Genomic DNA, 21,866 nt, shown 5'->3' with positions numbered 1-21,866 from the left:
CCCTCGCCCCGCTCTGTTAAGGAAGCGGCCGAGGTGAAACCCGATGAAGCCGCCGAACAAACCGCCGAAGAGACGCATAGACGACGCCGACGCCGATGGCGAGGATGGCGACCGCATCGCCAAGGTGCTGGCGCGCGCCGGGCTCTGCTCGCGCCGCGACGCCGAGCGCTGGATCGCCGAGGGCCGCGTTGCGATCAATGGCGAGGTGCTGACCTCGCCGGCCGTGAATGTCGGCCCGAAGGATCGCGTCACGGTCGACGACGAGCCGCTGCCGGAGCGCGAGCGCACGCGTCTGTGGCTCTATCACAAGCCGCGCGGCCTCGTGACGACGGCGCGCGATCCGGAAGGGCGGCCGACCGTCTTCGACGCGCTGCCCGACCATATGCCGCGCGTCATCGCCGTGGGCCGGCTCGACATCAACACCGAAGGCCTGCTGCTGCTGACCAATGACGGCGGCCTCGCCCGGATGCTGGAGCTGCCCTCGACCGGCTGGCTGCGCCGCTATCGCGCGCGGGCCTGGGGCGAGGTCAATCCGCCCGAGCTCGAGCGGCTCAAGGACGGCGTGACCATCGACGGCATGATGTATGGCGCCATCGACGCCATGCTCGAGCGCATCCAGGGCAGCAATGTCTGGATCACGCTGGCACTGCGCGAGGGCAAGAACCGCGAGGTCAAGAATGTGCTCGCCAGCCTCGGCCTCGACGTCAACCGCCTGATCCGCGTCTCCTATGGTCCCTTCCAGCTCGGCGATCTCGCCGAGGGCGAGGTGGTGGAAATTCGCGGCCGCGTGCTGCGCGACCAGCTCGGCGAAAAGCTGATGCGCGACGCCGGCGCCGATTTCGATGCGCCGCTCCGCGAGCGAGCACCCGAGAGGGAAGGGCGTCCGGCGGCGAAACCTGTGCCGAAGCCCGCTGCGCGGAGCGAGGGCGCACCGGCGAGGCCGGCGCGTCCCGCTCGATCCGCAGAGGGGGCAGCCCGCACGACGGCCCGGTCACGTCCGGCCTCCGGCCGCGCCACGGCCGAGGCCGACGAGGCGCCGCGTCGTCGCGGCCGGCCGATCTCGGACCAGCGCCGGCTCGCCTATGAGCGCGAGGAGGCGGCGGCCGAAGCGCGCGCCGCGCGCAGCGCCCGGCGGCGCGAGGACGGCGAGGACGGCGCCAAGGGTGGCGCCAGGGGTGGCTCGAAGTCGCGCGGCGCGGCCGCCAAGCGGGGTTCCGCGGCGACCGGCGATCGCCCCGCGCGCAGCGGTTCGCCGCGTCCGCGCGCCGGCGGCAAGACGGCCTCCGAAAGCAGGACGGCGCGCGACGGCAAGCCATTCCGTGAAGGCAAACCGGTGCGTGAAGGCAAGTCTCTGCGTGAAGGTAAGCCCGCGCGTGACGGCAAACCGGCGACCGGCCGGTCCGGCCCCGCTCGCGGCGGCGCCGACAAGCCGGGCGGCGGCAGGCCGGGGGAGCGCCCTGGGGCAGGCTCCAAGCCAAGAGACAACAAGTCGAGAGACAGCAAGCCGAGGGATGGCAATCCCGGCGGTCGCCCCTCAGGCGGCCGATCCGGCGGTGGCGGCGGCAAGGGCGGACCGGGACGGGGAGGCGGCGGTGCGGATCGTCGGCGGTGATTTTCGCGGCCGCACGCTGGCCGGCCCGAAGACCCAGTCGATCCGACCCACCTCAGACCGCCTGCGCGAGAGCCTCTTCAACATCCTCGCGCATGCGCATGGCGACAAGGTTCGGGGCGCGCGGGTGCTTGATCTCTTTGCCGGGACGGGCGCGCTCGGGCTCGAAGCCGTGTCGCGCGGCGCGGCCTATGCGCTGTTCGTCGACGAGGGCGTCGAGGCCCGCGGGCTCATCCGCCGCAATATCGAGGACCTCGGGCTCACCGGCCGTACGCGCCTCTTCCGACGCGACGCGACCAAGCTCGGCCCGGCCGGAACCGTGCCGCCCTTCGATCTCGTCTTCGCCGATCCGCCCTATGGCCGCGGGCTCGGCGAGCCGGCTCTCGCCTCCGCGCTCGACGGCGGCTGGCTCGCCGCCGATGCGCTCTGCGTCCTCGAGGAGAGCGGCGCGGCGGCGATCGAGCCCATTGCCGGGCTCGAAGTGATCGATCGTCGCGAGGCCGGCGACACGCAACTGGTGTTCCTCCGCCGCACCGCGGCCTGATCACATTTTTCTCGCTTCGCCCGTTCGCTTATCCTAGGCTCGATTTCGGGCAGGGGGTGACAGGCGTCTCGAGGACCGATGGATCAGCGCGTCAGCACTCCCGCATCCGGCATCCGCCGCGCCTCTTTCCTCGCCGCCATAGGCCTATCGGCTGTCATTCTCTCCGCTCCCGCCGTGGGCCGCGCGGCACCGGCCGATGCTCCGGCGCATCCGGCCGCGCCGATGGCGGCACCGGTCAGGATCGCCCCCGACGCGACGACCTTCAGCCTGTCCAACGGCATGCAGGTCGTGGTCGTGCCCGATCACCGGGCGCCCATCGTGACCCACATGGTCTGGTACAAGGTCGGCGCCGCCGACGATCCGCCAGGCAAGTCGGGCATCGCGCATTTCCTCGAGCATCTCATGTTCAAGGGGACCAAGGCGCATCCGGCCGGCGAGTTCTCGTCCAAGGTGTCCGAGGGCGGCGGCCAGGAGAATGCGTTCACGACCGCCGATGCGACGGCCTACTACCAGACGATCGGCAAGCAGCAGCTCGGCACGCTGATGGCCTTCGAGGCCGACCGCATGGATGGTCTCGTGATCGACGACGCTGTCGCGGCCCCGGAGCGCGACGTGATCCTCGAGGAGCGGCGCATGCGGGTCGACAACAACCCGGCCTCGCAGCTCGGCGAGGCGATCAACGCCGCGCTCTATCAGAATCACCACTACGGGATCCCGATCATCGGCTGGCAGCATGAGATGCAGGGCCTGACCGCCGAGGACGCGCTGGCCCTGTATCGCCGCTACTACACGCCCAACAACGCGATCCTCGTCGTCGCCGGCGACGTGACGCCCGACGAGGTGCGACGCCAGGCGGAGGCGACCTTCGGCCGGGTCAAGGTCCGCGCCGAGCCGGGGCCGCGCCATCGGCCGATGGAACCGCCGCCGCTTGCCGCGCGCACGGTGACGCTGGCCGATCCGCGGGTGACCGAGCCGTCCTGGACCCGCAACTATCTGGTGCCGTCCTATGCGTCGGCGAAGCCGGGAGAGGCAGAGGCGCTCGACGTGCTGGCCGATATCCTCGGCCGCGGACCGACCAGCCGTCTCTATCGCCAGCTCGTGGTCAAGGACGGGATCGCCGCCTCGGCCGGCGCCTATTACTCTGGCGAGGCGCTCGATTATGGCAGCTTCGCCGTCTATGCCGCGCCGCGCGGCGACGTCCCCCTTGCGAAGCTCGAGGCGGCCGTCGATGCCGTAATCGTCGATATCCGCGACCATGGCGTCACGCCTGACGAACTGGACGCAGCCAAGCGCCGCACGCGGGCCATGGCCATCTACGCCCAGGACAGCCAGTCCGTGCTGGCCCGCATCATCGGCACGGCCATGGCGACCGGGCAGCCTCTGGAAGCGGTCCAGGAGTGGCCCTCGCGCATCGGCGACGTGACCGCCGCCGACATCACCGCGGCCGCCGCGGCCTATCTCGACGCGCGCCGGTCCGTGACCGGTTCCCTCATTCCCGCGCCGGCCCAGGGCCGCAGCTGACCGAACGGAGAACGACCCCATGGCCACTCTATTCGCCCGTCTCGCCTGCGCCCTCGTCGGCCTCGTGGCCGTCGTGCCGGCGAGCCAGGCCATGTCGATCAAGCAGATTTCGGCGCCCGAGGGGGTCGAGGCCTGGCTGGTCGAGGACTACACCGTGCCGATGATCGCGATGGACTTCGCCTTCGAGGGCGGCGCGGCACAGGACCCGGCGGGCAAGCCCGGCGTCGCAGCCATGCTGTCCAGTCTTCTCGACGAGGGCGCCGGCGACATGACGAGCCAGGCCTTCCAGTCCGCCCTCGACGGCCGCTCGATCAGCCTCTCCTTCGATGCCGGCCGCGACAGCTTCTACGGCGATGTGAAGATGCTAGCCGAGGACAAGGAGGAGGCCTTCCGTCTCCTCGCGCTCGCCCTGCAGAAGCCGCGCTTCGACAAGGAGCCGGTGGAGCGTATCCGCGCGCAGATCCTCGACGGGATACGGCGCGACGTGACAGACCCGCAGACGGCGGCGACGCTGGCCATCTGCGCCCATGCCTTTCCCGACCATCCCTATGGCCAGCCGATCGATGGCACGCTCGACAGCGTCGCCGCGATCTCGAACGCCGATCTCGATGCCTATCGCAAGCGGGTCTTCGCGCGCGACGGCCTGAAGGTGGCACTGGTCGGCGCGATCAGCCCGGATGAGGCGAGCGCGCTGCTCGCCCGCGCTTTCGGGCCGCTGCCGGCGAAGGCCGAGCTGACGCCGATCGCCGAGACCGTGCCGGCCGCCGGCGTCCTCGCCCTCGACCAGCCCAACCCGCAGACGCTCATCCGCTTCGGCGGTCCGGGCATCCCGCGCCAGGATCCCGATTTCATGGCCGCCTATGTCGTCAACCACGTGCTGGGCGGCGGCTCCTTCTCCTCGCGTCTCTACAAGGAGGTCCGCGAGAAGCGTGGCCTCGCCTATTCGGTCTCGACGGCGCTGGTCAATCTCGACCATGCCGACGCCTTCGCCGGCGGCACGGCCACCCGCGCCGACCGCGCGCCGGAGACGATCGAGATCATCAAGGCCGAGATCGCCCGCATGGGCGCCGAAGGGCCGACCGAGCAGGAGCTGGCGCAGGCCAAGAGCTATCTGATCGGCTCCTACGCGCTGCGCTTCGATTCCTCGTCCAAGATCGCCCGCCAGGTGCTCGGCATCATGCAGGAGGGGCTCGGCATCGACTATGTCGAGAAGCGCAACGACATGATCGCCGCCGTCACCATCGAGGACGCCCGTCGCGTCGCCAATCGCCTGTTCGGCGATGGCCCCAACATGGTCGTCACCGTCGGCCCCGAGAAGACCAAGACCGCCAATGCCGGGCAGGCATCGGCGCCGAAGCTCTGAGGGCGGAGGAGGTTTGGGAAGGACGGGCACAAGCGGCGCTCTCGTTCCATCCACGCTGAATTCCCGGGCACAGCCGGCCAGCCTCGGCGACGCCTTCCTTTCCGGTGTTCCGCATCGAGCAAGCCGTGGATGCCCGCTCAAGCAGGGGCACGACGGACGGGAACGGGTGTTCGGACACCTTCACCGTGTTTCGTCTCGCCTTGGGCGAGGGCCAGGCTGAGGGCCTTCCTCTGCCGAACGGGCGATAGCTCCGGACAGAGGGCCGATCTGCGGTCGGCGCCCTTTACTCGGCCGCGTCGGCGGTCGCCTTCGCGGCTTCCTCGTTGAGGGCCTTGGCGCGGCGCTTCGGGACGGTGAGCGGCTGCGGCAGCAGCTTGCCCTGGATATCCGTGTAGGAGATCTGGCCGCCGCTCATCTGGATCGCGAGCCGCGCCGCCTCGCGCTCGCGGATGGTCTCCGCGACCTCGGCGATGCGGCCCTCGTCATAGCCGAGCCCTTCCAGCGACTGCATGCCGAAGGTGAAGGCCGACTCGTAGGTCTCGCGGATTTCGAAATCGACGCCGAGCTTCCTGAGCTTCAGAGTGTGCTGACGGTCGTAGGACCGCACATAGAGCTTGGCCAGCGGGAACTCGGAGCGGATCAGCTCGACGATGACGTCGGTCGATTCGCGCTTGTCCGTGCAGACGACGACGAGGTCGGCATGCTCGATTCCCGCCGCCCGCAACACGTCGAGCCGCGTGCCGTCGCCGTAATAGACCTTGAAGCCGAAGCGCGCGGCGCTGCGCACCATGTCGGCGTCGGAATCGATCGCCGTCACGTCGATGCCTTCGGAGAGCAGGAACTGCGACACGATCTGGCCGAAGCGGCCGAAGCCGATCATCAGCACGCGTCCCTCGAGCCCGTCCGCCACGTCGAGTCCTTCGAGCGACTGCTTCGGCTCGGGCAGATAGCGCAGCGCGAGAACGGTCAGCGGCGTCAGTGCCATGGACAGGATGACGGTCGCGGTGAGGATGGCGTTGAGCCGCCCGTCGATCACGCCGCCCGCCACCGCCGCCGAATAGAGCACGAAGGCGAACTCGCCGCCCTGGGCCATCATCGCGGCGCGGGTGAGGGCCTCGCGTCTGTCGGCGCGGAACAGCCGCGCGACGGCGAAGATGGCGATCGCCTTCAGGATCATGTAGCCGGCGAGCGCGGCCAGGATGTACTCCCAGTCGAGCACGAGCACGCGCAGATCGAGCGACATGCCGACGCCGAGGAAGAAGAGGCCGAGCAGCAGGCCGCGGAACGGCTCGATATCGGCCTCCAGCTGGTGGCGGAAGCTCGATTCGGACAGCAGCACCCCGGCGAGGAACGCGCCCATCGCCATCGAGAGCCCGCTCAGCTGCATGACGAGCGCCGCGCCGAGCACGACGAGCAGCGCCGCCGCCGTCATGACCTCGCGGGCATTCGCCCTGGCGAGGATGCGGAACATCGGGTTGAGCAGCCAGCGACCGGCCGCCACCACGGCGGCGACGGCGCCCACCGCGATCAGCGCCGATTGCCAGAAGGGCAGGGCGTGGTCGTCGGCGCCGGTGGTGCCGAGCAGCACCACCGCCGCGATGAGCGGCACGATCGAAAGATCCTCGAGCAGCAGGATCGAGACGATCCGCTGGCCGGCCGGCGAGGCGGTCTCGCCACGCTCGTCGAGAAGCTGCATGACGGTCGCGGTCGAGGTGAGCACGAAGCCCGCTCCGGCGACGAAGGACGCGGCCGGCGGCAGTCCGACGAGAATGCCCGCCCCGGTCAGGACGATACCGCAGACGACGACCTGCGCCACCCCGAGGCCGAAGATCTCGCGCCGGAGCCCCCACAGCCGCGACGGGCGCATCTCGAGCCCGATCACGAACAGGAACATCACGACGCCCAGCTCGGCGACATGCAGGATCGCCTGCGGATCGGTGAACAGGCCGAGCCCGAACGGGCCGATCGCGACACCGGCGGCGAGATAGCCGATCACCGAGCCGAGCCCGATGCGCTTGAACACCGGCACGGCGACAACGCCGGCGCCGAGCAGCGCGACGAGCTGGACGAGGTCGGTGCTCTGCGCTTCGGCCATCGATAGGTCTCCCGGGAGTGATTGCCTACGATGGAGTGAGCGGCCGCATGAAGCAAGAACAAGGCCCGCGCCGCGGTGCAGCCGTCCCCTGCGCCGGCGAGGGGTTGTGGCGGAAGGTTGCGATCCCTACAGAAGGGAAAAAGGAGTCCTGCCGATGACAGTCCTGCCCGATCAGTCACGCCTCGTCGATCGCGCCGCGGCGCTGGTGGAGGCAGCGCGCCGGGCCGGTGCCGACGCCGCCGATGCCTTCGCGGTGCGCCGCGTCGGCCTCTCCATCGACATCCGAAACGGCGCCGTCGACGAGACGACCCGCTCCGAATCCGACGACGTCTCGCTCCGCGTCTTCATCGGCAAGCGGACGGCCAGCGTTTCCACCAACGGCGTCGCACCGGTCGAGGAACTCGCCGAACGCGCCGTGGCGATGGCGCGCGTCGCTCCCGAGGACCGTTTCGCCGGCCTCGCGCCCGAAGAGCGGCTGGCGAAGTCCTGGCCCGATCTCGACCTGCTCGATCCGTCGATCCCCGATCCGGAAATGTTGACCGAGCGGGCGCGCCGCGCGGAATCCGCCGCCCTCGCCGTTGCCGGCGTGACGAAATCGAGCGGCGCCTCGGCCGGCTGGGGCCTGACCGGCGCGGTGATCGCGACCTCGCACGGCTTCCTCGGTTCCTATCTCGGTTCGCGCCACGGCGTCTCCGCCACCGCCATCGCCGGCGAGGGCACCGGGATGGAGCGCGACTATGACGGTGACTCGAAGGTCTACGGCTCTGATCTCCGCGATCCGGAATCGATCGGCCGCGAGGCCGGCGAGCGTGCCGTGCGCCGTCTCCATCCGGGCCGCCTGCCGACCGGACGGGGCATGGTGGTCTTCGATCCGCGCGTCGCGAGCAGCCTCGTCGGCCATCTCGTCGGCGCCATCAATGGCGCCGCGATCGCCCGTCGCACGAGCTTCCTTCAGAACGCGCTCGGCACGGCGCTCTTCGCGCCGTCGATCCGCATCACCGACGATCCGCGCCGCCCGCGTGGCCTTGCATCGCGCCCCTTCGACGGCGAGGGCGTCGCCGCCGAGCCGATGGATCTCGTGATGGACGGCGTGTTGCAGACCTGGCTGCTCGACAGCGCGACAGCTCGCGAGCTCGGCCTCGAGACCAATGGCCGGGGCAGCGGCGGCGGCGGCAGTCCGCATGCGACCAATGTGACGCTGCTGCCGGGGACGAAATCGCCCGAGGAACTCCTCGCGGAGGTCGGAGAGGGCCTCTATGTCACCGAACTGATCGGCCATGGCGTCAACGGTGTCACCGGCGACTACAGCCGCGGCGCCGGCGGCTTCCGCATCACCGGGGGCAAGCTCGCCGAGCCGGTGTCCGAACTGACCATCGCCGGCAATCTCAGGGACATGTACCGCTCGCTCGTCCCGGCCAACGATCTCGTCTACCGCTACGCCGTCAACGCGCCGACCCTCGTCGTCGAAGGGATGACGATTGCCGGACGCTGACGCCGAGAAGCTGAGACTGGCGGATCTGGCGCTGATCGCCGAGGCGGCCGCGGCGGCCGGGCGCATTGCGCTCGGCTTTTTCGGCAACCAGCCGCGAGCCTGGACGAAGGGCGCCGACTCGCCCGTCACCGAGGCCGACATCGCCTCCGACCGCTATCTGCACGAGACGCTGCTGGCGGCTCGTCCCGGTTATGGCTGGCTGTCGGAGGAGACCGCCGACACGCCGGACCGGCTGACGCGCGAGAGGATCTTCATCGTCGATCCGATCGACGGCACGCGCGGCTTCATGGAAGGCAGCCTCGACTGGTGCGTGTCTGTCGCCGTGGTCGCGGGCGGCCGACCGGTTGCCGGCGTCCTCGCGGTTCCGGCGCGCGGGGAACTGTTCGAGGCGACGCTCGGCGGCGGGGCACGCCTCAACGGACATCCGCTGCGCGCCATCGCGCCCGAGGCCGGCGCCGGGCTGCGCTTCTCCGGCCCGATGCGCCATCAGCGCGCACTCGCCGGCGCCGGGCTCGCAATGGGCGAACGGCGCGTCACACCCTCGCTCGCCTATCGCCTGGCGCTCGTCGCGGCGGGGCGGCTCGACGTCGCCACGGCCTCCCCGGATGCCCGCGACTGGGACCTTGCGGCTGCCGACCTTTTGGTGCACGAAGCAGGCGGAACGCTGCACGACGCTGCAGGGCGGCCGGTGCGCTACAACCGGCCCGACCCGCGCCACGGCGCTCTGGTGGCGACGGTGCCGGGGCTCGCCGAGGCGGCGGCCGGCCCCGTCGGCCGGGCCGAGGTCGAGGCCGAGCGCAGGCGGCGGTCCTGAGCGGGCTGTGAGCCCCGCGACCCATTGTCGAAGCATTCGAAGGAGATCGGCCGAGATGCCGGAGACACAGAAGCAGCTGCTCCACCTCGTGTTCGGGGGCGAGCTCAGCAGCGTCGAATCGATGGAGTTCTCGGATCTCTCGAAGCTCGACGTGGTCGGCATCTTCCCGAACTACAAGACCGCCTACGACGCCTGGAAGAAGGCGGCCCAGGGCACGGTCGACAGCGCGCAGACGCGCTATTTCATCGTGCATCTCCATCGCCTGCTGGATCCGGAAGCGACCGGCGCCTGATCCACGCCGGCCACGGCCGGCGGGCGGAGCGAGGAACGGTTCGAGGATGAACGCGATCGTGGACCACAAGGCGGAGAGCGAGCCGACGACTGCGCCGGTCGAAGCGGCGGGCCAGCCGCCCGCGCCGCCGCCGAAGAGCGCGCTCAAGCGGCTCGGCCAATCGGAGAAGCTGGTGCGCGCCGCCGGCCTCGCGGCGGTCGCCTATCTGAAATTCGTCCGCGCGACGAGCCGCATCACCTTCGAGCCAGCCGACCCGATCGCGGCGCTCGGCGCGCACCTCCCCGGCATCATGACGATGTGGCACGGCCAGCATCTCATGGCGCCCTTCGTGCCGAGCAAGGGCTTCAATCTCAAGGTCATGGTGTCGCGCCATCGCGACGGGGAGATCAATGCCGTGATCGCCGAGAAATTCGGCTATGGCACGATCCGCGCGTCGGCGGCCCGTACTCCCTCGCGCACGATCGAGAAGGGCGGCCTTCGCGGCTTCCTCGAGATGAAGCGGGCGCTGGCCGAGGGCGTCACGGTGGCGATGACGGCCGATCTCAGCCATGCGGAATCCCGCCGCGCCGGGCTCGGCATCATCACGCTCGCCCGCTCGTCGGGCCGGCCGATCCTGCCCATCGCGCTCGCGACCTCGCGCCGTCTCGTGCTCAGGAACTGGGACCGCACGACGATCAACCTGCCGTTCTCGCGCGGGGCCTGCATCTTCGGCACGCCGGTCTATGTGCCGCGCGATGCCGACGAGGCGCTCGCGGAGGCGAAGCGCCAGGAGCTCGAGGACGAGCTGAACCGCATCACCGCCATCGCCTATGAGCGCGTCGGCGGGCGCGATGGCTGAGGCAGGCGGCGCCCTGCTGCGCGGCGTCTACCGGGCGGCGGGCTATGCGGCGTTGCCGCTGGTGCCCTTCCTCCTCGCCTGGCGGACCCGCAAGGGCAAGGAGGAGCGCGGGCGGCGCGACGAGCGCTATGGCCGGCCCTCCGTCAATCGCCCGGCCGGGCCGCTCGTCTGGATCCATGTGGCCAGCGTCGGCGAGACCAACGCGGTGATGCCGCTCGTCGCCCGCATCGCGGGGGAGGGCATCTCCGTCCTCCTGACCACGGTCACGGTGACCAGCGCCGCCGTCGCGGCGCGGCGCCTGCCGAAGGGCGCGTTTCACCAGTATGTGCCTCTCGACATCGAGCCTTTCGTCGACCGCTTTCTGGACGCCTGGCGGCCGGACGTCGCACTGTTCTTCGAGTCGGAGCTGTGGCCGACGATCATGATGCGGCTGGCGGCCCGTGGCATCCCAGAAATCCGCATCAATGCCCGCATGACGGAGCGCTCCTTCGCGCGCTGGGAGAAACTCGGTTCGATCATGCGGCCGCTCTTTGCCCAGATTGCGCTGACGCTGGCGCAGAGCGAGGGCGATGCGAAGCGGCTCGCCGCGCTCGGCTTCGGCGGCGTCCGCTCGGTCGGCAACCTCAAATTCGATGTTCCGGCGCCCGGTGCCGACGCAGCGGCGCTGACGGCGTTCAGGGCGGCGACCGCGGGCCGGGAGCTCTTTGTCGCGGCCTCGACGCATGAGGGCGAGGAGGCGATCGTCGCGGCTGCGCATCGCCGCGTCCGCGCGACCCGGCCGCGGCTTCTCACCGTCATCGTGCCGCGCCATCCAGTGCGGGGCCCTGCGATCCGCGACGCGCTGGCGGCCGAGGGGCTCGCGGTGTCCCTCCGTTCCGCCGGTGATCCCGTGGGTCCGGAGACCGATATCTATGTCGCCGATACGCTGGGCGAACTCGGCCTCTTCTATCGCGCGGCGCCTGTCGCCTTTGTCGGCGGCACGCTGGTTCCCGTCGGCGGTCACAACCCGATCGAGGCCGCGCTGCTGGGCGCGGCGATCCTCCATGGCCCCGCCGTCGCCAATGCGACCGAGATCTACGCCGCGCTCGATCGCGGCACCGGCATGCCGCCCGTGACGGGCGCCGGCGATCTCGCCGAGGCGCTGCTCGCCCTCTATGCCGATCCTGCCACCATCGCCGAGGCCGCCGCGCGGGCCACGGCAGCGCTCGCGCCCTTTGCCGGGTCGCTCGACGCGACCCTGGCGGCGCTCGCCCCATGGCTGGAACCGCTCGCGAGGACGGCGCGGGCGCGGGCGAGCGGCGGCGCGGTCGCAGCATCATGATCACCGCGCCCCGCTTCTGGTGGCGCGCCCGCCCCGGCCTCGCCGCCCATCTGTTGCAGCCGGTCGCCGCCCTCTGGGGCTGGAAGGCAGCGTCGCGGATGGCCGGGACGCCGGAGATGCGCGCACCCGTGCCGGTCATCTGCGTCGGCAATTTCGTCGTCGGCGGGGCCGGCAAGACGCCGACCGCGCTGGCGCTCGCCGATCTCGTCCGCCGGCTCGGGCTGGCGCCGGGCTTCCTCACGCGCGGCTATGGCGGCACGATCCGCTCGGCGCACCGCGTCGATCCTGCCCGCGACACCGCCGCGCTGGTCGGCGACGAGCCGCTGCTGCTTGCCGAGGCCGCTCCCGTCGTGGTGGCGCCGCATCGCCCGGACGGTGTCGCCCCGCTGATCGCATCGGGGACGGACTGCATCATCATGGACGACGGTTTTCAGAACCCGTCGCTCGCCAAGGACTTCTCGCTGGTGGTCGTGGATGGCGGCGCCGGTATCGGCAATGGCCGCGTGATGCCCGCCGGGCCGCTGCGGGCTTCGATGGCTGCGCAGCTCCCCCGCGCCGATGCCGTGCTGGTGATCGGAGCGGGCGCCGCCGGCGAGACCGTGGCGCGGATGGCGACGTCCGCGGACAAGCCGCTCCTCCGCGGCCGGCTGGTGGCCGAGGGCGGGCCGGAAGGGGAAGAGCAACGGCGCGTTCTCGCCTTTTCGGGGATCGGCCGGCCGGAGAAGTTCCTCGCCTCGCTGAAGGAAGCCGGCTTCGACGTGGCGGCCACCGAGGCCTTTCCCGATCATCACCCTTACGGCGAAGCGGATGCGGAACGCCTGATCGCCCGTGCCGACGCCGAGGGGCTGGCGCTCGTCACAACCGCCAAGGATCACGTCCGCCTCAACGGGGGCGTCGGGACGCTTGGACGGCTTGCGGAAAAAGCGCTCGTGCTGCGCGTGCGGCTGGTCCTGGACGACGAGCCGATGCTGGAAAGGCTGATCCGGGCGGCGGTCGCGCGGAAGCGCTAGACGAGGCCGAGCTGCTTGTGGCGGGCGAGCGACGTCGCCGGGTCCACATAGGCTTCCTGATGCTCGACATTCCAGTAGCGGAGTTCGTCGAGCGGAATGGCGGTGCCGGTCACGGCACAGCGCACGAAAGCGCCCGGCGAGAGGATCTGGTAGTCGCCGTCGAGAAAGCGGATGCGGGCTTCGCCGCCGCGGCTGGGATCGATGCGGTTCATACTGGCTCTTATGCGGCGAATTCCGCGCTTCTGCAATCGCTTCCCGGCCTCGTGAGCGACCGCCCGGTCAGCGCCGTCCGAACAGGCGCTCGATATCGCCGAGCTTCAGCTCGACATAGGTCGGCCGGCCGTGATTGCACTGGCCGGAGCCGGGCGTCGCCTCCATCTCGCGCAGCAGCGCGTCCATCTCCTCAGGCCGAAGCTGTCGCCCGGCGCGCACCGAGCCGTGGCAGGCCATGGTCGCGGCGACATGGTCGAGCTTCTCGGCGAGGCGCGTGGAGCCGTCCCATTCGGCGAAATCATCGGCAAGGTCGGCAAGGAGCGCGCGCGCATCGACCTCCCCGAGCAGGGCCGGGGTTTCGCGCACGGCGACCGCGCCGGGGCCGAAGCTCTCGACGACCAGACCGAAGGCTTCGAGTTCCTCCGCGCGGGCGACGAGCCGCGCGACATCCTCGGACGGAAGCTCGACGATGTCGGGGATGAGCAGGATCTGCCGCGCGACGCCTGACCGCGCCAGCGACTGCTTCAGCCGTTCATAGACCAGCCGCTCATGCGCGGCATGCTGGTCGACGATGACGATGCCGTCTTCGGTCTGCGTGATGACATAGGTTCCGTGCACCTGCGCCCGCGCCGCGCCGAGCGGACGGGCGGTGCGCTCCGCCATCGGGGCGGCATGGGCGCGCGCATCGGCCGAGGGCATGTCGACCGCCGCGAAGGCCGCATCGAACCGCTCGGACGGCTCGGCGAAGGCCGCGGCCTGCGAGACCCGGCCGAACGCAGCCGGCTGCGCGGCATAGGCGGGGCGGATGGGAGCCGTCGCCCCGCCGCCGGCCGGCCGGAAGGCGGCGATCGTCGCGCCGCCGCCGGTCGTCGTGGCGCGGTGGCCGCTCGCGATGATCGCGTGGCGCAGCGCGCCGACGATGAGGCCGCGCACGAGGCCAGGATCGCGGAAGCGCACATCAGCCTTCGCCGGATGCACGTTGACGTCGACATCCTGCGGCGCGATCTCGATGCCGAGCGCCACCACCGGATGACGGTCGCGGGCCATGACATCGGCATAGCCGGCCCGGAGCGCACCCATCAGCAGACGGTCGCGCACCGGCCGGCCGTTCACCATGAGATATTGCTGCAGCGCGTTGGCGCGGTGGTAGGTCGGCAGGCCGGCGAGGCCGAAAAGCCGCACGCCCTCGCGCAAGGCATCGACCGGCATGGCGTTCTGCGCGAAATCGGGACCGAGGATCTGTGTCAGCCGCGCGGCAAGGCCTGCATCGCCGGTGGACGGCAGGTCGAGCGCGGACCGGTCGCTGCCGGTGAGATGGAAGCGGATCTCGGGATGTGCGATGGCGAGGCGGCGGACGACCTCGGTGATCGCGCTCGCCTCGGCCCGCTCCCCCTTCAGGAACTTGAGCCGCGCCGGCGTCGCGAAGAAGAGGTCGCGAACCTCGACGCGCGTGCCGGAGGCGAGCGCGGCGGGACGAAGCGGCTGCAAGGCTCCGCCCTCGACCACCACTTCCCAGCCATGCCCCTCCGAGGCATGGCGGCTCGCGATCGACAGCCGGGCGACGGCGCCGATCGATGCCAGCGCCTCGCCGCGGAAGCCTAGCGTGCGGATATCGTCGAGATCGGTAAGCTTCGAGGTCGCGTGCCGGTCGACGGACAGGGCCAGGTCTTCGGCATTCATGCCCGAGCCGTCGTCCGTGACGCGGATGAGCGCTGCCCCGCCCCCGGCGGTGACGATCTCGATCCGCCGCGCGCCGGCGTCGATCGCGTTCTCGACCAGCTCCTTGACGACGCTCGCCGGGCGTTCGACCACCTCGCCTGCGGCGATGCGGTTGATCATGTCCTCGGTCAGGCGACGGATCGGCATGGGTTCTTGCGTGTCTCGCGTGAGGGGCGAGTCTGCCGGATTCGCGGTCGCGGCGAAAGCCAGCTCAGGCGCCGCGTTCCATCGCGCGCCAGGCGATGTCGGAGCGGCAGAAGCCGTCGTCCCACTGGATCGCCGCGACGCCGCGATAGGCGCGCTCGCGTGCTTCGGCGATGGTTCGCCCCGTCGCCGAGACATTGAGCACCCGGCCGCCCGAAGCGACCAGCTTGCCAGCCGAGAGCGCCGTTCCGGCCTGGAACACCTTGACGCCGTCGATCGCCTCGGCCGCCGCGATGCCGCCGATCGGCGTTCCCTTGCGATAGCTGCCGGGGTAGCCCTTGGCCGCCATCACGACGGTGAGCGCCGGCGTTTGCCTGAAGGTCGGCGGCGCACTGTCAAGCCTGCCGGCGGCGGCCGAGCACAGGAGATCGAGCAGGTCGCATTCGAGCCGCATCATCAGCACCTGGCATTCCGGGTCGCCGAAGCGGACATTGTATTCGATGAGCTGCGGTCCGCTCTCGGTGATCATGAGACCCGCGAAGAGCACGCCCTTGAACGGCGTCCCGCGCGCCGCCATGGCGGCGATGGTCGGGCGCACGATCTCGTCCATGGTCCGGGCCATCATCGCATCGGTCATGACCGGCGGCGGCGCGTAGGCGCCCATTCCGCCGGTGTTGGGGCCGGTGTCGCCGTCGAAGGCGCGCTTGTGGTCCTGAGCCGCGCCGAACGGCACCACCGTGACGCCGTCGGAGATCGCGAAGAAGCTCGCCTCCTCGCCGACGAGGCAGTCCTCGATCACCACCTCCGCCCCGGCTTCGCCGAAGGCGCCGGCGAAACAGGCGTCGACCGCCTCGATTGCCTCGTCGAGGGTCGCCGCGACGACGACCCCCTTGCCGGCCGCGATGCCGTCCGCCTTGACGACGATCGGCACGCCCTTCTCTGCGAGATAGGCGCGGGCGGCGTCGGCATCGGTGAAGCGGCGATAGGCGGCGGTGGGAATTCCGGCCTCGGCGCAGAGATCCTTGGTGAAGCCCTTCGAGCCCTCCAGCGCCGCCGCGGCCTGCGACGGGCCGAAGACGGAGATGCCGGCCGCGTTCAGCGCATCGGCGATGCCGGCGACGAGCGGCGCCTCCGGGCCGACCACGACGAGGTCGATCGCCTCGCGCTTGCAGAAATCCACGACCGCCGCGTGATCGGTGATGTCGAGCGCGCACATGACGGCATACTCGCAGATGCCCGGATTGCCCGGCGCCGCGAACAGCCGCTTGAGGCGTGGCGATTCGGAGAGTTTCCAGGCCAGCGCATGCTCGCGCCCGCCGGAGCCGATCAGCAGCACGTTGAGGCGTTCGTCGGTCATGTCCCACCCGTTTCCTGCCGCCGCGGCGGTTGAAGATTCCTTGCGCGGCGCTTAGCAAGCAGGGCGGTGAAAGTCGAGCGTCGCGCAGCGCGTCGCGGACAGCCCGCCACACGCTCATGCCGGAGAAAGATCATGCAGCCGCTCATCGTGACACCGGACGCCCCGAGCGCGGCGGATCGCGAGGCGATCCTCGACGTGCTGGTCGCCTATAACGACGAAGCGCACGGTCCGTCCGGCCACGAACCGGTCGCGGTGCTGGTCAAGCATCCAGAGACCGGCGCGACCATCGGCGGGCTCTGGGGACGGATCGTCTTCGACTGGCTGTTCGTCGAACTGCTGGTCGTCCCGAAGGAGGCTCGCGGCGAGGGAATCGGCAGCCGCCTGATGGCCGAGGCGGAGACACGCGCCCGTGCCCGCGGTTGTGCCGGGATCTGGCTCGACACCTTCGCCTTCCAGGCGCCCGGCTTCTACACGAAGCTTGGCTTCGAGCCCTTTGGCAAGATCGACGACCATCCGCGCGGCAAAGCCCGCTATTTCATGCAGAAGCGGCTCCCGGACTGAGGAGCGCGCCAACTTCCCTCGTGCCCGGCACGAACCCTGAAATGACGAGGAGAGGACTGAGAGGCGCGGTCCCGCCCTTCAGGTCGGATAATCGAGCTCCGGATACCAGTCGGGGTCGCGGCCTTCGGGACGGAGGTCGAGCAGGTGCCACAGGGTGCCGAGCTCCGGGGCGCCGCGCGGGTCCTGTCCGGGATCGGCTTCCGTCATCTCGCCGCTCCAGAAATGGCGGATGGAGCCCTCGCGGCGCGTGAAGACGTGGAGACCCGGAATGTCGCCGCCATCGTCGCCGACGGCGTGGAAATCGCGCGACCATTCGCCGTTCGCGTCGCTGTAGAGCTTCAGGAAGCGCCAGCCGCGCTCCTTCTTGAAGGCGATCAGCCGCTCGATCGGCGAGCGCGCGACGACGGCGAGCGCCATCTTCTGCTGGATGTCGTTGGCGTTGCCCTCGAGCGCGCCGAGAAGGTTGGTGCACATCGGGCAGGGACGGGCGCGCTGTGGCCCGAACATGAAATTGTAGATGGCGAGGCTGGTCTTGTCGGCGAACATCTCGGCGAGGCCAACCTCGCGGCCATCCTCGGCGATGAAGCGATAATTGCCGGTCACGGCCGCGCCCTCGGGCAGCGCGCGGCGCATGGCGGCGACCTTCTCGGTCAGCCGGCGCAGTTCGTATTCCTGGATGAGCAGTTCCTGCCGGGCGGCCCGGTATTCCGCGCTCTCGTTGACGATGCGAACGGGATTGCGAGCGGCGAGCGCGGCGGCGGGCTCCAGATTCTCGGTCATGATGATCTCCTCTCATCGTCATGGCAGCCCGAAGGCCCTCGACCGAGGACGAATGGCCGCAGGACTTTCCGACATGCGCCCGCGAGATTGCGATTGGTTCTTCGAGCCTGCAAGCTCGGCCGGCAACATGGGGCGATGCGAGATGGAGCTTTCGAACGACCGCGCGGCGATCATCGCCCGCCTCGCAGCGGACCCGCTCGAGAATGTCGTCCTGCTGAAGCACCTCACCGCCTATCCGGAAGCGACCCGTGCGCTTTCGGCCGCCGAGGGCGACGAGAACGCGACGCTGGTGCTGCTCAACGCCGCCGCCAGCCCCTATGACCGGGCCACCTATCCGGAGGCGGACGTCGTGGCCTTCCTCGCGAGCGATTCCGAAGTCCTGTCCGGCCACCTGCTTCGGCATGTCCCGCTCGGGGGCGGGGCCGTCTTCAAGCTCGCCCGTGACGCCGACCGCGCCGCGCTCGCCGGCATGCTCGCGACGACGCGAACGACGGCCTTCCATTCCTTCACCGCCGCAGCCGCTCACGAGCGCGATCCGTCGGTCCGTGTCACGCGCCAGCCGCGCGACGACGACTATGCCCTGCTCGCCATGCAGGGCCATGACCGTGCCGTGCTGGAGCCTCTGCTCGTTGCCGGCGACGCCTTCGTCTGCGCGCTCGACGATCCCGGAAGCGGCGCTGCCGCCGCCGTCTGCTGCGCCTTCGTCAATCATGGGCCGGTACACGAGATCGGCGGCGTCTTCACCCGGCCGGACAGGCGCGGGCAGGGGCTCGCGCCCCGCGTCGTCACGACCGCGCTGGCGGTGCTCCGGGAAAACGGCCACAGCGCGCGCTACAATGTCGAGGAGACGAATCCGGGCTCGCTGCGCCTTGCCGCCCGCCTCGGCCTTCGCCATTTCCTGACGCTCACGCACCACACTGCGCCGAAGGCGACGATCGTCGTATAAGCGCCCGGCAGTCCAACGAGGAGACCGACCGACATGCCGCCCATCGCCGAACCGGCGCCCGTTGCCGATGCCGCGCGGGGCAATTTCGTCGATCGACACGCGCCGGCCTGGCTGAAGCCCTATGCGCGGCTCGCGCGCTGGGACCGGCCGATCGGCTGGCAGCTTCTCGTCCTGCCCTGCTGGTGGTCCTCCGTCCTCGCCAGCGGCGCGGCGGGGTCGGCATGGCCGGACCTCGGCCATCTGCTGCTCTTCCTCGCCGGGGCCATCGCCATGCGCGGCGCCGGCTGCACCTATAACGACATCATCGATCGCGAACTCGATGCCGGGGTAGCCCGCACGCGCTCGCGACCGATCCCGAGCGGCCAGGTCAGCGTCCGCGCCGCCAAGATCTTCCTCGTCGCGCAGGCCCTGGTCGGGCTCGCCGTGCTGCTGTCGTTCAACGGCTTCGCGATTCTGGTCGGCCTGGCCTCGCTCGGCGTCGTCGCCGCCTATCCGTTCATGAAGCGCATCACCGACTGGCCGCAATCGGTGCTCGGGCTCGCCTTCTCCTGGGGAGCGCTGATGGGATGGGCCGCATGGTATGGCAGCCTCGCCGTCGCGCCGCTGGCGCTCTATGCCGGCGGCGTGCTGTGGACGATCGGCTACGACACGATCTACGCGCTGCAGGACAAGGAGGACGACGCGATCGTCGGCGTGCGCTCGACGGCGCTGCTGTTCGGCGAGCGGGCGCCGCTCTATGTCGGCTTTCTCTATGCCGGTGCGGTCGCGTTCTTCGCGCTGTCGCTCGTCCTCGCGGGGGCCGGGCCCGTGGCCTATGCCGGGCTCGCCGCGGGCGCCGTCCATCTCGGCTGGCAGGTGGCGCGCATCGATCTTTCCGATGGCGCCCTGGCGCTCCGCCTCTTCAAGTCCAACTGGACCTTCGGACTGATCCTTCTGGCCGGGCTCGTGCTGGACGGCCTCGCCTGAGCGCGCGCTCCCGTCAGGGTGGTGCCGGATCGGCCTCGTAGGCCATGTATCGGATGATCCGCCACCGTCCGTCCGCCTCTTTCCGGAAGATGTCGATGCCCGGTTCCACGACCCTGATCTCGCCCGGCGTCACGCTCATCGTCCATTCCAGGCGCACGACGGCTAGATCGCCCGAGACGATGATCTCCTTGATCAGCGGCTCGTCGTAGCGGAAGCGGCGCGCAGGGTTGTCGATCGCCTTTTCGAGCAGCCGGCAACGGGTCTCGTAGCCGGCTTCGCTTTGGCCGCGATAGTCCGAGATCAGCGTCGTCGAGAACAGCTCGCACGCCTCGGCCTTCCGGCCGGCATTGAAGTCGGCCGTCCATTGCAGCAGGCGGGCGCGGATGTCGCCGGCGGCATCGGCCAGCGCCGGCGTCGTCGCCGCGTTCAGGAGTATGACGCCGGCGAAGGCGGAAGCGAGGCTCCCGGTCTTCAGGGGAAGGCTTTCTGCTGGAAGGCGGTCGGCTCGACCTTGTTGCTGATCGGCTTCAGCGTCCGGAGATAGGCGACGACGGCGTCGACATCCTCGTCGGTCATGTTCTTGTAATAGGCATAGGCCATGGGCGGCGCGAGCGGCTTGCCGTCCCTGCCGATGCCCTGCGTGATCGCCCGATTGATCTCGGCGTCGGTCCAGTCGCCGATGCCGGTCTCCTTGTCGGACGTGATATTGGCCGTCATGACCGACATGCCGGGGCCGAGCTTGATCTCGAAGCCGCCCGCGCCGAGATGGCCGGCGAAATCGGGAATGCCGTTGGCGCCGGGCGTCGTGTGGCATTCGAAGCAGTGGCCGAGGGCGTTCACGATATAGCCGCCATAGGCGACCTTGTCGGTCTTCGGCGGCGCCGGCAGGCCCTTGGCCGGCGGCATGGTCTGCTGCGGGATATTGTATTTCGCGAGCGGGACCGCGTTCTTGACCGGCTTGACCGTGCGCAGATAGGCGACGATCGCCTTCACGTCGTCGTCCGACATGTTGTTGTAGGTGGGCACCGGCATGGGCGGGAAGATGATCCGCCCGTCCTTCTGCGCGCCCTCGCGGATGGCGTGGATGATTTCCTCGTCCGTCCAGTTGCCGATGCCGGTTTCCTTGTCCGGCGTGATGTTGGCCGAGTAGCTGTTGAACGCCATTTCGTCGAAGTGGAAACCGCCGGCCAGCGTCTTGTCGGCGATCGGCTTGAAGTCGGGCCCGAGCGGGGTGTGGCAGCTGCCGCAGGCCACCGGCCCGTTCACCAGATAGTCGCCGCGCGCCACGAGAGCATCGTCCGCCAGTGCAGTGCCGCCGAGAAGCGCGAGCGCCGAGCCCGCCAGCAGTGTGAGAGCCGCCGCCTTCATGATTCCCCCCGAAGTCTTTTGACTTGTTCCAAGGATGCTACCATTGGTCGCGGCAGGCGAACAGCGGTCTCCCGGCTGCGACAATGAAGAATCCCTTGCCGCAGATGTGGGTGCGCCGGATAGGATCGAGGTCACACCTTGAGGAGGCCCGGCCGGTGCGGACGCCCATGATTCCCGTCGCTGTGCTGCTCGGCTTCAACGGCGGCTTCGTCGATACCGCCGGATTTCTCGGCTTGCAGGGCCTGTTCACCTCGCATGTGACAGGCAACTTCGTCACCCTCGCCGCCTCGCTGGTGCTCGGCCTCACCGGAGCGATCACCAAGCTTCTGGCCATCCCGGTCTTCATCACCGTCGTGGTGCTGGCGCGCCTCGTCGGAAACAGGCTCGCCGACAGCGGCCGGGCTCCGGTGCCGCGTCTGATGATCGGCCAGACCCTGCTGCTCCTGCTCTTCTTCGTCCTCGCGACGGTACTCGGCCCCTTTCCGGATGGCGACGCACTGCCGGCCGTGATCACCGGCGTCGTCGGCGTCATGGCGATGTCGATCCAGAACGCCGTGCAGCGGATCCATCTCGCCAGCGAGCCGCCCACCACCATCCTGACCGGCACGACCACGCAGTTTGCCATCGATCTCGCCGACCGCCTGTCAGGCCGTGCCACCCTTGCCGGCGAGGCTGCGCGAAAGCGCTTCCATGCGCTTCTGAGGGCGATCCTCTCCTTCGGCATCGGCGCCATGACCGCCGCCGCGAGCTTTCATTTCGTTGGGCTCCGCTGCCTCGCGATGGCCGTCGCGGTCACCGCCTTCATCGCGCTCATGAAGGCGCACGAGCCGCCGCAGGAGACCGGCATGCTGATGTGAGGCCGCGATTTCCCTTGCGCCCCCGCTGCCGAGCGGTCATCTGATGCGCCTCCATG

Annotated in this window: 21 protein-coding genes; 14 read left to right on the top strand and 7 right to left on the bottom strand. The window is 70.0% G+C overall.

Going from position 1 to position 21,866, the window contains the following annotated elements; translation table 11 throughout:
* Nucleotides 1-43 precede the first annotated feature (43 nt).
* The 4 genes from QO015_RS06880 to QO015_RS06865 all read left to right on the top strand — a co-directional run bounded on the left by QO015_RS06880 (nt 44) and on the right by QO015_RS06865 (nt 5,037).
* Complete coding sequence (locus tag QO015_RS06880) at nt 44-1,612, top strand: pseudouridine synthase (protein WP_266280552.1); 1,569 nt, start codon at nt 44-46, stop codon at nt 1,610-1,612.
* The gene (gene rsmD / locus QO015_RS06875; protein WP_266280553.1) at nt 1,593-2,153 is read left to right on the top strand and encodes a 16S rRNA (guanine(966)-N(2))-methyltransferase RsmD; all 561 of its coding nucleotides are present in this window, start codon (nt 1,593-1,595) and stop codon (nt 2,151-2,153) included. The genes QO015_RS06880 and rsmD overlap by 20 nt, the downstream gene beginning before the upstream one ends.
* Nucleotides 2,154-2,375: 222 nt before the next feature.
* Entirely contained in the window at nt 2,376-3,674 is a 1,299-nt protein-coding gene (locus QO015_RS06870) for a M16 family metallopeptidase (RefSeq protein WP_442358271.1), read from the top strand.
* A 19-nt stretch (nt 3,675-3,693) separates the two neighbouring features.
* Nucleotides 3,694-5,037: a M16 family metallopeptidase gene (locus QO015_RS06865; protein ID WP_266280557.1), complete on the top strand. Its 1,344-nt coding sequence runs from the start codon at nt 3,694-3,696 to the stop codon at nt 5,035-5,037.
* A 283-nt stretch (nt 5,038-5,320) separates the two neighbouring features.
* On the opposite strand, the gene QO015_RS06860 is transcribed toward QO015_RS06865, so the two are convergent.
* Nucleotides 5,321-7,132 (bottom strand): monovalent cation:proton antiporter-2 (CPA2) family protein, encoded by a 1,812-nt coding sequence (locus QO015_RS06860; protein WP_266280559.1) that lies wholly within the window; start codon nt 7,130-7,132, stop codon nt 5,321-5,323.
* A gap of 154 nt (nt 7,133-7,286) precedes the next feature.
* Between QO015_RS06860 and QO015_RS06855 the strand changes: the two genes are divergently transcribed.
* Genes QO015_RS06855 through lpxK form a run of 6 tightly spaced genes read left to right on the top strand, consistent with a single transcriptional unit; the run spans nt 7,287 to nt 12,899 of the window.
* Complete coding sequence (locus QO015_RS06855) at nt 7,287-8,624, top strand: TldD/PmbA family protein (RefSeq protein WP_266280561.1); 1,338 nt, start codon at nt 7,287-7,289, stop codon at nt 8,622-8,624.
* The gene (locus tag QO015_RS06850) at nt 8,611-9,438 is read left to right on the top strand and encodes a 3'(2'),5'-bisphosphate nucleotidase CysQ (protein WP_266280564.1); all 828 of its coding nucleotides are present in this window, start codon (nt 8,611-8,613) and stop codon (nt 9,436-9,438) included. The genes QO015_RS06855 and QO015_RS06850 overlap by 14 nt, the downstream gene beginning before the upstream one ends.
* A gap of 55 nt (nt 9,439-9,493) precedes the next feature.
* Nucleotides 9,494-9,730, top strand: coding sequence for a DUF4170 domain-containing protein (locus tag QO015_RS06845; RefSeq protein WP_266280567.1), 237 nt, complete (start codon nt 9,494-9,496; stop codon nt 9,728-9,730).
* Nucleotides 9,731-9,776: 46 nt separating this feature from the next.
* A complete protein-coding gene (locus QO015_RS06840; protein ID WP_266280571.1) occupies nt 9,777-10,568 on the top strand; it encodes a lysophospholipid acyltransferase family protein in 792 nt (263 codons plus the stop codon).
* Complete coding sequence (locus QO015_RS06835) at nt 10,561-11,889, top strand: 3-deoxy-D-manno-octulosonic acid transferase (protein ID WP_266280574.1); 1,329 nt, start codon at nt 10,561-10,563, stop codon at nt 11,887-11,889. The genes QO015_RS06840 and QO015_RS06835 overlap by 8 nt, the downstream gene beginning before the upstream one ends.
* Nucleotides 11,823-12,899, top strand: coding sequence for a tetraacyldisaccharide 4'-kinase (gene lpxK / locus QO015_RS06830; protein ID WP_266280576.1), 1,077 nt, complete (start codon nt 11,823-11,825; stop codon nt 12,897-12,899). Before QO015_RS06835 ends, lpxK begins: the two co-directional genes overlap by 67 nt.
* Here the strand turns inward: lpxK and QO015_RS06825 are convergent.
* The 3 genes from QO015_RS06825 to purD all read right to left on the bottom strand — a co-directional run bounded on the left by QO015_RS06825 (nt 12,896) and on the right by purD (nt 16,332).
* The gene (locus tag QO015_RS06825) at nt 12,896-13,111 is read right to left on the bottom strand and encodes a DUF2093 domain-containing protein (protein ID WP_266280578.1); all 216 of its coding nucleotides are present in this window, start codon (nt 13,109-13,111) and stop codon (nt 12,896-12,898) included. The genes lpxK and QO015_RS06825 overlap by 4 nt on opposite strands.
* A 67-nt stretch (nt 13,112-13,178) precedes the next feature.
* Nucleotides 13,179-14,978 (bottom strand): DNA mismatch repair endonuclease MutL, encoded by a 1,800-nt coding sequence (gene mutL, locus QO015_RS06820; protein WP_266280580.1) that lies wholly within the window; start codon nt 14,976-14,978, stop codon nt 13,179-13,181.
* Between the two features lie 64 nt (nt 14,979-15,042).
* Nucleotides 15,043-16,332: a phosphoribosylamine--glycine ligase gene (purD, locus tag QO015_RS06815; protein WP_266280583.1), complete on the bottom strand. Its 1,290-nt coding sequence runs from the start codon at nt 16,330-16,332 to the stop codon at nt 15,043-15,045.
* Between the two features lie 132 nt (nt 16,333-16,464).
* Between purD and QO015_RS06810 the strand changes: the two genes are divergently transcribed.
* On the top strand, nt 16,465-16,893 hold the full coding sequence (locus QO015_RS06810) for a GNAT family N-acetyltransferase (RefSeq protein ID WP_266280586.1): 429 nt from the start codon (nt 16,465-16,467) through the stop codon (nt 16,891-16,893).
* A gap of 78 nt (nt 16,894-16,971) precedes the next feature.
* Here QO015_RS06810 and QO015_RS06805 read toward each other — a convergent pair whose 3' ends face one another.
* A complete protein-coding gene (locus QO015_RS06805) occupies nt 16,972-17,673 on the bottom strand; it encodes a DUF899 family protein (RefSeq protein ID WP_370877402.1) in 702 nt (233 codons plus the stop codon).
* A gap of 142 nt (nt 17,674-17,815) precedes the next feature.
* Between QO015_RS06805 and QO015_RS06800 the strand changes: the two genes are divergently transcribed.
* Together QO015_RS06800 and ubiA are read left to right on the top strand one after the other, a co-directional pair.
* Nucleotides 17,816-18,619 carry a GNAT family N-acetyltransferase gene (locus QO015_RS06800; protein ID WP_266280588.1) on the top strand — a complete coding sequence of 268 codons (804 nt, stop codon included), beginning with the start codon at nt 17,816-17,818 and terminating at the stop codon, nt 18,617-18,619.
* Between the two features lie 33 nt (nt 18,620-18,652).
* Nucleotides 18,653-19,585, top strand: a complete 933-nt coding sequence (gene ubiA / locus QO015_RS06795) for a 4-hydroxybenzoate octaprenyltransferase (RefSeq protein WP_266280590.1) — start codon at nt 18,653-18,655, stop codon at nt 19,583-19,585.
* Between the two features lie 13 nt (nt 19,586-19,598).
* On the opposite strand, the gene QO015_RS06790 is transcribed toward ubiA, so the two are convergent.
* Both QO015_RS06790 and QO015_RS06785 read right to left on the bottom strand, forming a co-directional pair.
* Entirely contained in the window at nt 19,599-19,724 is a 126-nt protein-coding gene (locus QO015_RS06790) for a hypothetical protein (protein WP_266280592.1), read from the bottom strand.
* 332 nt (nt 19,725-20,056) lie between these two features.
* Nucleotides 20,057-20,953: a c-type cytochrome gene (locus tag QO015_RS06785; protein ID WP_266280594.1), complete on the bottom strand. Its 897-nt coding sequence runs from the start codon at nt 20,951-20,953 to the stop codon at nt 20,057-20,059.
* A gap of 155 nt (nt 20,954-21,108) precedes the next feature.
* Here QO015_RS06785 and QO015_RS06780 point away from each other — a divergent pair, with 155 nt between their 5' ends.
* Nucleotides 21,109-21,810, top strand: coding sequence for a YoaK family protein (locus QO015_RS06780; RefSeq protein ID WP_266280595.1), 702 nt, complete (start codon nt 21,109-21,111; stop codon nt 21,808-21,810).
* Nucleotides 21,811-21,866: the final 56 nt, after the last annotated feature.

It is taken from the genome of Kaistia geumhonensis (genome assembly GCF_030815145.1).
Taxonomy (GTDB): Bacteria; Pseudomonadota; Alphaproteobacteria; order Rhizobiales; family Kaistiaceae; genus Kaistia; species Kaistia geumhonensis.
This window is presented reverse-complemented; position numbering and strand designations above follow the sequence as displayed.

Coding starts and splice junctions, on each gene's coding strand:
- mutL (WP_266280580.1), bottom strand. CDS start 14,978: ATGCCGATCCGTCGCCTGACCGAGGACATGATCAACCGCATCGCCGCA.
- QO015_RS06800 (WP_266280588.1), top strand. CDS start 17,816: ATGGAGCTTTCGAACGACCGCGCGGCGATCATCGCCCGCCTCGCAGCG.
- QO015_RS06810 (WP_266280586.1), top strand. CDS start 16,465: ATGCAGCCGCTCATCGTGACACCGGACGCCCCGAGCGCGGCGGATCGC.
- QO015_RS06835 (WP_266280574.1), top strand. CDS start 10,561: ATGGCTGAGGCAGGCGGCGCCCTGCTGCGCGGCGTCTACCGGGCGGCG.
- QO015_RS06860 (WP_266280559.1), bottom strand. CDS start 7,132: ATGGCCGAAGCGCAGAGCACCGACCTCGTCCAGCTCGTCGCGCTGCTC.
- QO015_RS06845 (WP_266280567.1), top strand. CDS start 9,494: ATGCCGGAGACACAGAAGCAGCTGCTCCACCTCGTGTTCGGGGGCGAG.
- QO015_RS06855 (WP_266280561.1), top strand. CDS start 7,287: ATGACAGTCCTGCCCGATCAGTCACGCCTCGTCGATCGCGCCGCGGCG.
- QO015_RS06790 (WP_266280592.1), bottom strand. CDS start 19,724: ATGAGCGTGACGCCGGGCGAGATCAGGGTCGTGGAACCGGGCATCGAC.
- purD (WP_266280583.1), bottom strand. CDS start 16,332: ATGACCGACGAACGCCTCAACGTGCTGCTGATCGGCTCCGGCGGGCGC.
- lpxK (WP_266280576.1), top strand. CDS start 11,823: ATGGCTGGAACCGCTCGCGAGGACGGCGCGGGCGCGGGCGAGCGGCGG.
- QO015_RS06840 (WP_266280571.1), top strand. CDS start 9,777: ATGAACGCGATCGTGGACCACAAGGCGGAGAGCGAGCCGACGACTGCG.
- QO015_RS06865 (WP_266280557.1), top strand. CDS start 3,694: ATGGCCACTCTATTCGCCCGTCTCGCCTGCGCCCTCGTCGGCCTCGTG.
- QO015_RS06785 (WP_266280594.1), bottom strand. CDS start 20,953: ATGAAGGCGGCGGCTCTCACACTGCTGGCGGGCTCGGCGCTCGCGCTT.
- QO015_RS06805 (WP_370877402.1), bottom strand. CDS start 17,673: ATGACCGAGAATCTGGAGCCCGCCGCCGCGCTCGCCGCTCGCAATCCC.
- ubiA (WP_266280590.1), top strand. CDS start 18,653: ATGCCGCCCATCGCCGAACCGGCGCCCGTTGCCGATGCCGCGCGGGGC.
- QO015_RS06825 (WP_266280578.1), bottom strand. CDS start 13,111: ATGAACCGCATCGATCCCAGCCGCGGCGGCGAAGCCCGCATCCGCTTT.
- QO015_RS06880 (WP_266280552.1), top strand. CDS start 44: ATGAAGCCGCCGAACAAACCGCCGAAGAGACGCATAGACGACGCCGAC.
- QO015_RS06870 (WP_442358271.1), top strand. CDS start 2,376: ATGGCGGCACCGGTCAGGATCGCCCCCGACGCGACGACCTTCAGCCTG.